Here is a 12675-nt window from a genome sequence, read left to right on the forward strand (position 1 = left end):
GTGCCCTGATCGCAGGCGGCGCGACGGTGCTGATCACGCTCCCGCTGCTGCTCCGACCGGGCTCCCCGCCCAACCCGTCCGCGCTGCCCCTTCCTTACGGGCGGAACCTGCTGCTGGTCCTCGGAGCGGTGGTGATCTCGGCCATCGTGGTGGCGGTGGCGGGGCGCCACCTCCCACGGCGCCCTCGCGGCGGGGGCGGTCCCGCCGCCCGGCCACAGCCGGACACCGGGAGCCGGGCTGCGCCGGACACCGGGTCCGGTCAGCCGCCGGAGCCGGGCTCCGGACCGCAGCCCTCGCCTCGGCGCGGGCCCGGGGATCAGGCACCAGGAACCGGAAACACTGCCGAGCCCGGGCCCGATCCAGGGGCCGGGCCCGGGTCGGGGCAGAAACCCGGGCCCCGGGCTCCTGACGACGGGGTCTGAGGACGCCGTGAAAGTTCCGCGAACACGCGCCCCGCGACCGACCATTCCTCCGTGACGTGCCAGCCGGTGACGCGGGCGTGCTCGTGGAGGGCCCGGGCGCCGAGCCGGGCCCATGCGAAGGGCTCGCCGAGCGCGCCGCTGCCGTTGTCGAGCCGGACCTCGCAGCACTCGTCCACGTCCACCGGGACGCATTCCGCGATGACCCGTGCTGCCGGGCCGGTGACCGACCCGAGTCGGCCCAGCAGCGCCGTGGGGTCCCCGCCGATGCCGATGTTGCCGTCGATGAGCAGGGCCGTGTCCCAGCGGCCCTCCCCGGGCAGCGGTTCGAAGACCGACCGGCACAGTGCGAGTCCGCCCAGCCGTTCGGTACGGGCCACCGCGGCCGGGCTCACGTCGATGCCCAGCGCCCGATGGCCCCGAGCCGCTAGGGCTGCGGCGAGGCGTCCGGGGCCGCATCCGATGTCGAGGACGGCCCCTCGGCAGCGGGCCAGGACGCTCTGGTCCGCAGCGTCAGGAGCGGCGCACCAGCGCTCCACATCCAGAGGCAGCAGCCAGCCGTCGCTGCGACGCAGGAACAGAGGGCCCTGCCCGCTGTCGAGCGCGTCGGCGTACGGGTCCTCGCGCCAGGCTGCCGGCCGGGGCAGGCAACCGGGGGCGACCGCCTCGGCGGGAGCCCCGTGCCGCCTCATGGGCGCACCGGGCGAGAGGCGGAAACTGTCGAGGCCGACGCGAACCGGGCGTATCGGGCGGCGAATCGGGTGCCGGCGGCCTCGCCGGCGACCAGCTGTGCGTCCTCGGCGGTGTCCACGTCCCGCAGCCGGGGCAGCCGCCCGACCCGCAGGCCTGCCGCGAGGAGCCGGCCGTACTGCACCGCGCCCGTCTCGCTCACCGACATCGGAACCCCGCGCAGCAGCGCGGGGTCGGGTGCGGCCAGCCCGAGCGCCCAGAATCCCCCGTCGAGGGCGGGGCCGAACCAGGCGTCGTGCTCCTGCCAGGCGTCCGGCCCGGTCGCGGGCGCCAACAGGGCGGGTGTGACCTGAGGGGTGTCCATGCCGATCAACAGGGCCGGCCCGGGGCAGCAGGCGAAGGCTGCGGCGAGCCGCTCGTCCAGCCCTCCGGAGCACTGCGGGACGACCTCGATACCGGGTGGAAGCCAAGGCCCGGGGCGGCCGTCCAGGACGAGCACCCGGCGTTCGGCGGGGGCCGCGGCGACGGCTTCCAGGGTGTCCGCGAGGGCGGCTTCCGCGAGCAGGGACGCCTGGGCCGGAGTGAAGGCGGGCGTGAGTCGCGTCTTGACCCGCCCCGGCACGGGCTCCTTCGCGATCACCAGAAGAGTGGTCACCTCCGGCCCCCCGTCACGGCCGCGGAACCCACCGGCTCGGCGAGTACGCGGCTCATGTCGCGTACGGCCTGGTAGGTGCCGCGCCATGTGCCAGTGACCTTGGATTTCCCGGCACGGGGCAGGTACGGCACGTCCACCTCCCGTACCTTCCAGCCGCCGTCGGCGGCGCGGACCACCATCTGGAGCGGGTAGCCGCTGCGCCGGTCGGTGAGCTCCAGGGCGAGGAGGGCCTCACGCCGAGCGGCCCGCATCGGGCCGAGGTCTTGCAGGCGCAGGCCGGTGCGGCGGCGCAGCATTCGGGACAGGGCCAGGTTCCCGGCCCGGGCGTGGAGGGGCCAGGCACCGCGGCCCTGGGGCCGGCGCCGACCGAGCACGAGGTCGGCCTCACGGTTCTCGACCGAGCGGACGAAGCCCGTCAGGAGTCCTGGATCGAGCGAGGCGTCACAGTCGCAGAAACAGACGACGTCGGCCTCGGCGGCCATCAACCCGGCGTGACAGGCGGCCCCGAAGCCACGGCGAGACTCATGGACCACGGTGGCGCCGAGGCCGCGTGCGATCTCGGCGGAACCGTCGTCGGAGCCGTTGTCGACGACGACGGCCCGCCAGCCGGCGGGGATGCGGGCGAGTACCCAGGGCAGCGCCTCGGCCTCGTTCAGACAGGGAAGTACGACATCTACGGTCACGGATTTCACCGTAGGGATGACGGGCCGCTCAGGGAGACATCGACTCCTTACGAAACGCGGACGTCACCCCGGGCGCCGCCGCAGCGGGGTCGGGGCCGGGCCGGACGGTGCGACCCTTGACCGCATGAGCATCGAGAACACGTCGGCCCGGGTCCTCGTCGTGGACGACGATCCGACGGTCGCCGAGGTCGTGACCGGCTACCTGGCGCGCGCCGGATTCGCCGTGGAGCACGCCGCCGATGGCACCACGGCCCTCGCGAGCGCCGGACGGGCCCGGCCCGACCTCGTGGTCCTGGACCTCATGCTGCCCGGGATGGACGGGCTGGAGGTGTGCCGCAGGCTTCGTGCCTCCGGACCGGTACCGGTGGTGATGCTCACCGCACGGGGCGACGAGGAGCACCGCATCGCGGGACTGGAGCTCGGCGCCGACGACTACGTCACCAAACCGTTCAGCCCGCGCGAACTCGTCCTGCGGGTCGAGTCCGTCCTGCGCCGCAGCCGGGGCCGCGGCACCGAGGGAACGGCGGCACCGGAGCCGGCGCTGGGCGGCGGGGGCCTGACCCTCGACCCCGGCACCCGACGGGCCTCCAAGAACGGTACGGAACTCGCCCTCACCCTCAGGGAGTTCGACCTCCTCGCCTACTTCCTGCGGCGCCCCGGCCGGGCGCACGGCAGGGAGGACCTGATGCGGGAGGTGTGGGGGTGGGACTTCGGCGACCTGTCCACCGTCACCGTCCACGTCCGCCGGCTGCGCGCCAAGATCGAGGACGACCCCGCCCGGCCGTGCTTCATCCAGACCGTGTGGGGCGTCGGATACCGCTTCGAGATGCCGGCCGGGACCGGGGAGGCGGATGCGCTGTGAAGGACCTGCTGCTCATCGCGGTCTTCGCCCTGGTCGGGGCCACCTGCGCGGGAGCGCTCGGCGCGGTCGTGCTGCGTCTGTTGCGCCACCGTTCGGTCGCCGTTTCCCTGACCGTCGTGGCCGCGGTCACGGTCACCGCGATGCTCGCGGGAACCCTTGCCGTCGCGCAGGCGATGTTCCTCTCCTCGCACGACCTGACCGTCGTCACACTGGTGGTCGCGATGGCTGCCGCCGTCTCCCTGGCGACCGCCCTGCTCCTCGGCCGCTGGGTCGTCGCCCGCAGCCACGACCTCACGCTCGCCGCACGCGACTTCGGCGACGGCGGCAGCTTCGCCGTTCCGGCCGTCCCGGCCACCGCGGAACTGGCCCTGCTCTCGCGTGAACTGGCCGCCACCAGTGCGAAGCTGGCCGCGTCACGCGAGCGGGAACGTGCCCTGGAGACCTCGCGCCGCGAACTCGTCGCGTGGATCTCGCACGACCTCCGTACCCCACTGGCAGGCCTGCGGGCCATGTCGGAGGCGCTGGAGGACGGCGTGGCCGCCGACCCGGCCCGCTACCACCGGCAGATCGGCGCCGAGGTCGAACGCCTCAACTCCATGGTCGGCGACCTCTTCGAACTGTCCCGGATCCACGCCGGGGCCCTGACCCTCACCCCCACCAGGATGTCGGTCTACGACCTGGTGGGCGACGCGCTCTCCGGCGCCGACCCGCTCGCCCACGCGCACGGGGTACGGCTCGTGGGAGACGACGTCGAACCGGTGCCGGTGGAAGTGGACGGCAAGGAGATGACCAGGGTGCTGGCCAACCTGCTGGTCAACGCCATCCGCCACACGCCCGCCGACGGCACGGTCGCCATCGCAGCCGAACGCCGTGCCCACGCCGTGGTCCTGTCGGTGACCGACGGCTGTGGCGGGATCCCCGACGAGGAACTGCCCCGGGTCTTCGACACCGGCTGGCGCGGCACCGCTGCCCGGACCCCGCCCGCCGGCGCGGGCCTCGGCCTCGCCATCGTGCGCGGCATCGTCGAAGCCCACGACGGTCGCGCCGACGTGCGGAACGTGCCGGGCGGCTGCCGCTTCGAGGTGACCCTGCCCGCCCCGACCGGCTGAGCCGGATCGGGGCGGGCAGGGGGATGGTCAGTCGGCCTCGCCGTAGCGGAGCAGCCCGTCCAGGCCGAGCGTGCGCAAGGTGGCCCGTGCCTGGGGACGGGCGTGGCTGACGATCACGGGGATGCCGTGGGAGGGGGCCGTACGCAGCGCGTCGAAGAGGACCTGGGCGCCGTCGCGGGTGAGGAGAGTGACCCGAGCGAGGTCGATCTCCAGAGCCGGTGGTCCGGTGGCAAGCGCTGCGGTGAGCCGTCGGCCGGCCTGCTTGCCGGTGCGGGCGGTGATCTCCCCGCGCAGGCGGACCACGGCCCGCGGATGCCGACCGCGGTCGGCTGACCGGCTGCCGCGACGTGCGGTGCGTCCACTCCGCCAGGCGGCGCCCAGGGCAATCAGCAGTGCGACGACGGCAGTGGTCAGGACCAGGAGTCGGCCCCAGAAAGGCTGGAGCCGGAAGGCGAACCCGAGAGCCGCCCCAGCGGCAAGGACGCACGCTCCAGCCGCTCAGGCCTCCATCCGCAGAACGGGGCCGTGCGGTCCGGCTTCTACGCCCTCTACGGAAGACCGGACGAGGCCCGCTGCTGCGCCCGTGCGAACTCTGCCATCCCCTCCGCGAAACCCACCCGGGGCAGCCACCCCAGCTCGCGCCGCAGCCGTGCCGAATCGGCGGTGACGTGCCGGACGTCACCGAGACGGAACTCCCCCGTGACCACCGGCTCGGGGCCGCTGTGGGCAGCAGACAGCGCCGAGGCCATCTCACCGATCGTGTGCGGTTCGCCCGAGCCCGTGTTGTACGCGGTGAACGAGCCTGCGGCGCGGCCGCCCGCCGCCTCCAGAGCCACCGCATTGGCCGCCGCCACGTCCCGTACGTGCACGAAGTCCCGTCGCTGGGCGCCGTCCTCGAAGACACGAGGTGCCTCACCCCTGGCGAGCGAAGACCGGAAGAAGGACGCCACCCCGGCGTAGGGGGTGTCCCGGGGCATGCCGGGCCCGTACACGTTGTGATAGCGCAGCGACACGGCGTGCCCGCCGGTGGAGCGTGCCCAGGCAGCCGCCAGGTGCTCCTGCGTCAGCTTCGTCGTGGCGTACACGTTGCGCGGATCCACCGGGGCGTCCTCGTCCACCAGGCCGGGGACCAGTTCCGCCCCGCACACCGGGCAGAGCGGTTCGAACCGCCCCGCCTCCAGATCCGCGACCGCGCGCGGACCGGGCCGAACGACGCCGTCCCGCGGACAGTCGTACCGGCCCTCCCCGTAGACCACCATCGACCCCGCCAGCACCAGCCGGTTCACCCCGGCCTCCGCCATCCCGGCCAGCAGCACGGCCGTCCCCAGGTCGTTGCAGCCGACGTAGGCGGGCGCGTCCGCGAAGTCCTTCCCCAGCCCGACCATCGCCGCCTGATGGCACACCGCGTCCACGCCCCGCAGCGCCGCGCGCACCGCTTCCGCGTCCCGGACGTCCGCCAGGACCATCTCGGCACCCGGCAGGTCGGGCGGCCCGGGGTGAGCGGTCGGCAGCAGCGCGTCCAGGACCACGGGCTCGTGGCCGCGCTCGGTCAATGCCGTGACGATGTGCGCGCCGATGAACCCCGCGCCTCCGGTGACAAGTACTCGCATGCCCGGGACGCTACGGAACCCGACCGTCGGAACACCCGCTCCACGCCCGGACGTAAGACTTCCGTCATCGGATGGTGCACGAGCCCACTCCCCGCGCTGCCCCGCTGGCTGACCGCCGCGGCCGCGCTCACCGCCCTGGAGGGGCTGGCGCTCGCGGACGTAAGGGTTTCGTCATCACCTCGCGCATAGCGCCCCCACCCGGCTGCGGCGTTGAATGGCCGTGACACACCAGTGAGGGGAAGGAACGGTCGTGACACGACGTACGGGACGGCGCGGCGGGCTCCTGGCCACGGCTCTGATCGCGGCGCTTGTGCTGCTGGGCGCGGGCCTGTACTGGTTCCAGCCCTGGAAGCTGTGGCAGGACGAGACGGTCCGTGAGGCCCTGCCGACGGCCGGGCCCGCCACCCCGGCCCCCGGCTTCGGTGCATCGGCTACGCCCTCGCCGTCCTCGGCCGCCGGCAGGGCGACGCCGAGCGCTCCGTCAGCCCCGCGGACCCTCGCACGCGGCTCGCTGATCAGCCACGAGCACACCACCACGGGCACGGCGACACTCGTCCGCCTCCCGGACGGCTCCCACACCCTGCGCCTGGACAACCTCGACACCAGCAACGGCCCCGACCTGCGCGTCTGGCTCACCGACGCACCGGTGAAGGAGGGGACGGCCGGCTGGCGTGTCTTCGACGACGGGAAGTACGTGAGCCTCGGCAAGCTCAAGGGCAACAAGGGCGACCAGAACTACATGATCCCCTCAGCCGTGAACCTAGCCGACTACAGCAGCGTCACCATCTGGTGCGACCGCTTCGACGTCTCCTTCGGTGCGGCGCAGCTGCAGAGCGTCTGATCCTTCGCCCGGATCACGTGCCGGGCGCGCTGAGCTTGCGGACCTGCTCGTCGTACTCGGCGAGCAGTTGGGTCAGCCGGCCGATGGATTCCTCGGGTACGTCGGCAGGGGAGGACTCCACGACGTACCGTGCCGCGGCGGTGAGCGCGGCCAGCTCGTAGGCGTGGAAAGTGCCGCGCAACACCGTAGGCCGGAGTCTCTCCAGCTCCATCACGAAGCCTTGGACCGCACGTAGTCGGTGACCTGCGTCAGCTCCTCGGCGAACTGGTCGTAGTCCTCCTGCATGCCGTTGATGTAGGCGCTCCACCCCAGGCTGGCCTTGGCGTAGTGGACGGCCTCCTGGATCTCCTCGTCCGTGGCCCCGAAGAGTTTCGCCGCCTCTGTGTGGAAGAGGCTGCAGTAGTGGCACTTGGTCTCGGAGTGCAGCCCCACGCCGATGAGTTCCTTGTACTTGTTCGGGATGAGGGTTTCCCCGAGTTCGATCCGCTTGAAGATCTCCCACTCCGGACCGAGCAACTCGGTCGGTATCCGGGAGAAGAAGTGCGGAACCAGGCCGAGCGTTTCCTTGATGTCGGCCTCGATCTCAGCACGGTTGACGATGGCAGCCATGGTCTTGCCCTTCTCCGCATGACGATCCGGTGGGCGTGCTCGCCGGATCGGGCAGCGGGAGTCAGGCGTGCGCCTTGGCGTCGGCGTCGAAGGGCCTGAATCTCGTTCCTGCAACCGGACACCGGACCCTGTACCCAGCTTAGGCCCGCGTGCTGAGCCCTGTCCGCTCGGCGGAACGGACGCCGTCCCGGTATCTCAGGGTTCCTCGTCCCGTGGCACCCTGGTCCCCGCGTCAAGAAGGCGTCATGAGCGCCGGGATCAGGGGGAACGGTGGCGGGAGCGGAAGCTGCGGAAGGGGAGCTGGCGGCGTACGCCCGGATGTTGCGGGACGCCTGTGCCACGGGACGCCTCCTCACCCGCGCCGAGCGTGACGCGCGCAGGGCCGAGGGAGAGCGGGCCGCGGGGACGGGAACAGGGCTCCGCGGTCTGATACGCGAGCACCTGGTGGTCGCCCGGGAGGTCTTGGCGCAGTTGCCCACCGACAGGGCCAAGCCCCTGTTGGCCGCTGTCGAACAGGCGGTGGACGCGTTCGCCGAGGGCTACGAGCGTGCCCAGCAGCAGGCAGTACGGCAGGAAGAGGCCGCGCGCCGGGAGTTCATCGACGACCTCCTCTACGGGGGTAGCGACCTGGGGCGGCTCGTGGAGCGGGCCGAGCGGTTCGGGCTGCGCCTGTCGCAGGCTCACGCGGTGGCCGTCGCCACCGGCCCGGAGCCCTACGGCGACGGATACCCCGTCGCCCGCGGCATCGAGGAAGCCATGCTGGCGAGGTTCGGCAACCGCAGGATCCTCCTCGCCACGAAGGACGGCCGACTGATCTGTGTGGCTCCCGGCGACCAGCCCGACGTCCTGGCGTACTTCGCCAAGCAGGCATACGGAGCCACCGACGGAGGCCAGGTGGCCATCGGCCGCTCCCACCAGGGGGCCGGCGGAGTGGTCCACTCGTACGAGGAGGCCCTCAACGCCCTCGACCTCGCCGCGCGCCTGGAGATCGACAGTCCGGTGCTGTACGCGGCCGACCTCCTCGTCTACCCCGTCCTGACCCGGGACCGGCAGGCCATGGCCGACCTGGTCGAGAGCGTACTCGGCCCGCTCCAGCAGGCCCGCGGCGGTGCACAGCCCCTGATCGACACCCTCCACGCCTACTTCGACAGCGGCTGCGTAGCGACCGAAGCAGCCCGTCGGCTTTCGCTCAGCGTGCGCGCGTTCACCTATCGGCTGGAACGGATCCACACTCTCACCCAGGCCGACCCGACCGACCCGCAGCACCGCTATACACTGCAGACCGCTGCCATCGGTGCCCGTCTGCTCCCTTGGCCGGGTATCCCGGGCTGAGCGGTGGCGGGGATCCGGTGAATGCGAATCCGAAGTCCCGCGGAATTGTTCTCGCTGTGGTCACCCCACCGCGGCCGACCTGCCCGCCGGGCACAGGCGCTGAGGCGCGAGCTCCTGCCCGCTTCTGCGCACGTCGGGCAGGTCGGCCGCAGTCTCGTTCGCACTCCTCGCCCTTTCAGCCGTTCGGCTCGTCCGTTGCGGTGAGGGAGGCGATGAGGAGGCCTGCGAGTACGGCCCACGCTGCGGCGGCGGGCCCAGTCGTGGCCCAGCCGATGAGCCCGAGCAACAGGGCGGCAAGGGCTCCGGCGGCGAGCGCGCGCCGGTCGGTCAGAAAGGCCCACTGCCGGCGTCCGCTCCCGGGCACGCGGAGCTCCGCGACAGCCGTCCTGATCACCCAGGCGGCCAGGATGACCGTGATGCTGAGCAGGGTGACCGCCATGCCGCCTCCGGGGTGATCAGTTGTCGTGCGCCCCGGCCGGTGCCGCCGGGGTGCGCTGGTAGATGTCGGGGATGCCGTCGGCGTCGTCGTCGGCGTTCTCCTCTTCGTACAGGCGCCGGTAGAGGGTGTTCCGGCGGCGCAGGAGTACGGCCGCGAGTACGGCGGCGGTGACGGACGCGATGAGGACGGCTGCCTTGACGTGCTCGCCGACGGCTGCGCCCGGGAAGGCGAGTTCACCGATGAGCAGGGCGACGGTGAAGCCGATTCCGGCGAGGACGGACAGCCCCAGGACGTCGGCCCAGGCGAGGTCGGGGTTGAGCTCGGCCTTGGTGAAGCGGGCGGCGAGGTAGGTGCCGACGAAGATGCCGAGGACCTTGCCGACGACGAGTCCGATGACGACTCCGAGCGGCTCGGGGCTGGTGAACACCTCGGCCAGGGCGGGGCCGGAGATGCTGACGCCGGCGGCGAAGAGGGCGAAGAGGGGGACCGCGACCCCGGCGGAGAAGGGGTGCATGACGTGCGAGACCCGGGAGGCGGGGGAGACCTCTTCACCCTTGTCGCGGGTGGTGCGCAGGATCAGGCCCATGGCGACGCCGGCGACGGTGGCGTGGACGCCCCCGTTGTACATCAGTGCCCAGATCGCGATGCCGAGCGGCACGTACCACCACCAGCCGCGGATCCGGTAGCGCTGGAGAAGGTAGAAGACGGCGAGTCCGGCGAACGCTCCGCCGAGCGCCCAGAGGTTCAGGTCGCTGGTGAAGAAGATCGCGATGATCAGGATGGCGCCGAGGTCGTCGACGACGGCGAGGGTGAGGAGGAACGCGCGCAGGGCGGCCGGCAGGTGCGTGGAGATGACGGCGAGGACCGCGAGGGCGAAGGCGATGTCGGTGGCCATGGGCACGGCCCAGCCGTCCAGGCTGCCGCCCCCTGCCCAGGCGGTGGCGGCGTACAGAGCGGCGGGCACGGCCATGCCGCAGACCGCGGCGATCACGGGCAGGGCCGCGGTGGCGGGGGTACGCAGCTCACCGACGACGAGCTCACGTTTGAGCTCGATGCCCGCGACGAGGAAGAAGATCGCGAGGAGGCCGTCGGCGGTCCAGTGCCCGACGGAGAGGTCCAGGCCCAGCGCGGGTATGCCGAAATGGAAATCGCGGATGGCCTCGTACGCACCGCTCCACGGGGTGTTGGCCCAGACCAGCGCGACGACGGCGGCTGCGAGGAGGACCAGGCCGCCCACGGTCTCCGTGCGCAGGGCCGAGGCGATGGCCTGGCGTTCGGGCCAGGGCACGAGTCCGAAAACGATGCGCGGGCGCGGGCTGCTCATGAGGGTGAGGGTGGCCTTCCGGGGGCGTCAGCGGGAAAAGGGCACACAGCCCCTATCGCCGACCAGACTTCCCGGCACACCCCGCGCCACTCGTTGAGGAGAAACGAGTTCCTTGACGCGTTCTTTACACCCTATCTGCGATCCCCGGATCCCACCAGAGGGGTTCTCACCTGCTGAAACACAAAAGGAGCGGGTCCGTACACACCAAGGCGCGAGGTGTGTACGGACCCGCTCAGGAGCCGGGTCGCCGGGGGGACGGTCAGACGGTGGTCTTCACCGGCTCCTGGTCTTCGTCCTCGTCTGCTTCGGTTTCCTGGCCGGCGTCGCGGCGGCGGACGAAGTCGAGGAAGGTGTTCAGCTCGCGCTTGACGACGGGGGCGAGCAGGTAGAGGCCGATGATGTTGATGACGGCGAGCATGAAGAGCACCGCGTCGGCCATGTCGATCAGGGTCTGCAGAGTCAGCAGGGAGCCGGCCACCGCGAACAGGGTGTACATGACCTTGAAGGTGAGCTCGCTGCCCTTGCTGCGGCCGAAGAGGTGGGTCCAGGCCTTCATGCAGTAGTAGCCCCAGGTCAGAACCGTGGAGATGGCGAACAGCATGACCGCGATGGTCAGGATGTACGGGAACCAGGGCAGGACGGTGGCGAAGGCGTCGGAGGTGATGGTCACGCCGCCGATGGAATCGCCCTTGCGGGCCTCGCCCCAGCTGGCCGGGTTGGCGATGACGATGGTCAGCGCGGTCATGGTGCAGATGACGACCGTGTCGATGAACGGCTCCAGCAGGGCGACCAGGCCCTCGCTGGCGGGGTGCTTGGTCTTGACCGCGGAGTGCGCGATCGGGGCGGAGCCGAGACCGGCCTCGTTGGATAACGCGGCCCGCTTGAAGCCGATGATCAGCGCACCCAGGACACCGCCGGCGACACTCTGCGGGTTGAAGGCGCCCTCGATGATCGACGAGACCGCGGACGGGACCGCGGAAACGTTGACCAGGATGACGACCAGGCAGGCCGCGATGTAGATGCCGGCCATCGCCGGGACGAGCCGGCTGGTGACGGAGGCGATGGAGCGGATGCCGCCGAGGAGCACGATGCCGACGATCGCGGCGATCAGGATGCCGAAGAACAGGGCGCCGGCGGAGGAGCCCATCATGCCGTTTTCGCCGCCGGTGACGGAGACCAGCTGGGCGTAGGACTGGTTGACCTGGAAGAGGTTGCCGCCGAAGAGGCCGAAGAAGAGGATCATCGCGGAGGCGAGGACCGCCAGGACCTTGCCGAGGGTCTTGCCGCGGGCGCCGAAGCGCTCGGCCAGGCCCTTGGGCAGGTAGTGCATCGGGCCGCCGGAGACGGTTCCGTCGGCGTGCACCTCGCGGTACTTCACGCCCAGGGTCACCTCGACGAACTTCGTCGCCATGCCCAGCAGGCCGCAGAGGATCATCCAGAACGTCGCGCCCGGGCCGCCGATGGAGACGGCGACGGCGACACCGGCGATGTTGCCGAGGCCCACGGTGCCGGAGACGGCCGCGGTCAGGGCCTGGAAGTGGTTGACCTCACCGGTCGACCCCTTCTCGTCGTACTTGCCGCGCACCACGTCCACCGCGAGGCGGAACTTGCGTATCTGGACCAGTCCGAACCAGCCGGAGAAGACCAGACCGGCCACGACCAGCCAGGCGGCGATCAGCGGCAGTTGGGTACCGCCCACCGGGCCGGAGTAGAAGACGATGTCCCCGAGCCACTTGGCGATGGGCTCGAAGAATCTGCTGACGGCGTCGTCCACGGAGGTGGTGATGGTGTCGAGTGACATCTGGCTTTACCTCGATGCCCTAACCGGCGCAGTGCGGTGCGTCGGTATGAGTGCGGGCTTTGAGCGAACGCCGTGTCCGATCGGCGAACCTGGGCGTCTCGGTCCTTGGACTCGGACCGGGATTCTCCCTTGTGCAAAGCCGGTGCGAGGCGGCACTCCGTGATCCGGCGAGGGGTGGTGCCGAAGCGGAGTGGCGTATTCATAGCAGCCCTTTACGAAACCTTTAGTGATGTAGATCACTGGCGCGGGGATCCGAGGTTCGATTCCCGGGGCCGGTGATGCGATCGTTATCCGGATCTGA

At 71.4% G+C, this 12675-nt stretch carries 14 protein-coding genes; 4 read left to right on the forward strand and 10 right to left on the reverse strand.

All coding sequences use genetic code 11. The annotated features are described in order from the left end of the window. Positions 1-316: 316 nt before the first annotated feature. The 3 genes from PV721_RS00810 to PV721_RS00820 are packed head-to-tail and all read right to left on the reverse strand — an operon-like array spanning position 317 to position 2456. Positions 317-1111, reverse strand: coding sequence for a methyltransferase domain-containing protein (locus tag PV721_RS00810; protein ID WP_319720783.1), 795 nt, complete (start codon positions 1109-1111; stop codon positions 317-319). Then, positions 1108-1764 carry a TIGR04282 family arsenosugar biosynthesis glycosyltransferase gene (locus tag PV721_RS00815; protein WP_319720784.1) on the reverse strand — a complete coding sequence of 219 codons (657 nt, stop codon included), beginning with the start codon at positions 1762-1764 and terminating at the stop codon, positions 1108-1110. Before PV721_RS00815 ends, PV721_RS00810 begins: the two co-directional genes overlap by 4 nt. After that, positions 1761-2456: a glycosyltransferase family 2 protein gene (locus tag PV721_RS00820; protein WP_416370994.1), complete on the reverse strand. Its 696-nt coding sequence runs from the start codon at positions 2454-2456 to the stop codon at positions 1761-1763. Before PV721_RS00820 ends, PV721_RS00815 begins: the two co-directional genes overlap by 4 nt. Positions 2457-2571: 115 nt before the next feature. Between PV721_RS00820 and PV721_RS00825 the strand changes: the two genes are divergently transcribed. Both PV721_RS00825 and PV721_RS00830 read left to right on the forward strand, forming a co-directional pair. Next, positions 2572-3309 carry a response regulator transcription factor gene (locus PV721_RS00825; protein ID WP_319720786.1) on the forward strand — a complete coding sequence of 246 codons (738 nt, stop codon included), beginning with the start codon at positions 2572-2574 and terminating at the stop codon, positions 3307-3309. After that, complete coding sequence (locus PV721_RS00830; protein ID WP_319720787.1) at positions 3306-4418, forward strand: HAMP domain-containing sensor histidine kinase; 1113 nt, start codon at positions 3306-3308, stop codon at positions 4416-4418. Before PV721_RS00825 ends, PV721_RS00830 begins: the two co-directional genes overlap by 4 nt. 27 nt (positions 4419-4445) lie before the next feature. Here the strand turns inward: PV721_RS00830 and PV721_RS00835 are convergent, their stop codons facing one another. Beyond that, positions 4446-4721: an STAS domain-containing protein gene (locus PV721_RS00835; RefSeq protein WP_319720788.1), complete on the reverse strand. Its 276-nt coding sequence runs from the start codon at positions 4719-4721 to the stop codon at positions 4446-4448. Positions 4722-4966: 245 nt separating this feature from the next. After that, positions 4967-6028, reverse strand: coding sequence for an NAD-dependent epimerase/dehydratase family protein (locus PV721_RS00840; protein WP_319720789.1), 1062 nt, complete (start codon positions 6026-6028; stop codon positions 4967-4969). Positions 6029-6278: 250 nt separating this feature from the next. Here PV721_RS00840 and PV721_RS00845 point away from each other — a divergent pair, with 250 nt between their 5' ends. Next, positions 6279-6869: a DM13 domain-containing protein gene (locus PV721_RS00845; protein ID WP_416370995.1), complete on the forward strand. Its 591-nt coding sequence runs from the start codon at positions 6279-6281 to the stop codon at positions 6867-6869. 13 nt (positions 6870-6882) lie between these two features. Here PV721_RS00845 and PV721_RS00850 read toward each other — a convergent pair whose 3' ends face one another. Together PV721_RS00850 and PV721_RS00855 are read right to left on the reverse strand one after the other, a co-directional pair. Further along, entirely contained in the window at positions 6883-7053 is a 171-nt protein-coding gene (locus tag PV721_RS00850) for a hypothetical protein (RefSeq protein ID WP_319720790.1), read from the reverse strand. A 26-nt stretch (positions 7054-7079) separates the two neighbouring features. Then, positions 7080-7478 (reverse strand): carboxymuconolactone decarboxylase family protein, encoded by a 399-nt coding sequence (locus tag PV721_RS00855; RefSeq protein ID WP_319720791.1) that lies wholly within the window; start codon positions 7476-7478, stop codon positions 7080-7082. A 318-nt stretch (positions 7479-7796) separates the two neighbouring features. Here PV721_RS00855 and PV721_RS00860 point away from each other — a divergent pair, with 318 nt between their 5' ends. Beyond that, a complete protein-coding gene (locus PV721_RS00860) occupies positions 7797-8810 on the forward strand; it encodes a PucR family transcriptional regulator (protein ID WP_319720828.1) in 1014 nt (337 codons plus the stop codon). 175 nt (positions 8811-8985) lie between these two features. Here PV721_RS00860 and PV721_RS00865 read toward each other — a convergent pair whose 3' ends face one another. From PV721_RS00865 to PV721_RS00875, 3 genes are all read right to left on the reverse strand, one after another. After that, positions 8986-9249 carry a hypothetical protein gene (locus tag PV721_RS00865; protein ID WP_319720792.1) on the reverse strand — a complete coding sequence of 88 codons (264 nt, stop codon included), beginning with the start codon at positions 9247-9249 and terminating at the stop codon, positions 8986-8988. A 16-nt stretch (positions 9250-9265) separates the two neighbouring features. Then, complete coding sequence (gene nhaA, locus PV721_RS00870; protein ID WP_319720793.1) at positions 9266-10573, reverse strand: Na+/H+ antiporter NhaA; 1308 nt, start codon at positions 10571-10573, stop codon at positions 9266-9268. A 259-nt stretch (positions 10574-10832) separates the two neighbouring features. Further along, positions 10833-12374 carry an alanine/glycine:cation symporter family protein gene (locus PV721_RS00875; RefSeq protein WP_319720794.1) on the reverse strand — a complete coding sequence of 514 codons (1542 nt, stop codon included), beginning with the start codon at positions 12372-12374 and terminating at the stop codon, positions 10833-10835. Positions 12375-12675: the final 301 nt, after the last annotated feature.

The organism is Streptomyces sp. MB09-01 (assembly GCF_033794505.1).
Classification (GTDB): Bacteria; Actinomycetota; Actinomycetes; order Streptomycetales; family Streptomycetaceae; genus Streptomyces.

Excerpts from the sequence above, each read along its gene's own strand:
- PV721_RS00810 (WP_319720783.1), bottom strand. The coding sequence starts at position 1,111 with ATGAGGCGGCACGGGGCTCCCGCCGAGGCGGTCGCCCCCGGTTGCCTG.
- PV721_RS00825 (WP_319720786.1), top strand. The coding sequence starts at position 2,572 with ATGAGCATCGAGAACACGTCGGCCCGGGTCCTCGTCGTGGACGACGAT.
- PV721_RS00840 (WP_319720789.1), bottom strand. The coding sequence starts at position 6,028 with ATGCGAGTACTTGTCACCGGAGGCGCGGGGTTCATCGGCGCGCACATC.
- PV721_RS00855 (WP_319720791.1), bottom strand. The coding sequence starts at position 7,478 with ATGGCTGCCATCGTCAACCGTGCTGAGATCGAGGCCGACATCAAGGAA.
- PV721_RS00860 (WP_319720828.1), top strand. The coding sequence starts at position 7,797 with ATGTTGCGGGACGCCTGTGCCACGGGACGCCTCCTCACCCGCGCCGAG.
- PV721_RS00865 (WP_319720792.1), bottom strand. The coding sequence starts at position 9,249 with ATGGCGGTCACCCTGCTCAGCATCACGGTCATCCTGGCCGCCTGGGTG.
- nhaA (WP_319720793.1), bottom strand. The coding sequence starts at position 10,573 with ATGAGCAGCCCGCGCCCGCGCATCGTTTTCGGACTCGTGCCCTGGCCC.
- PV721_RS00875 (WP_319720794.1), bottom strand. The coding sequence starts at position 12,374 with ATGTCACTCGACACCATCACCACCTCCGTGGACGACGCCGTCAGCAGA.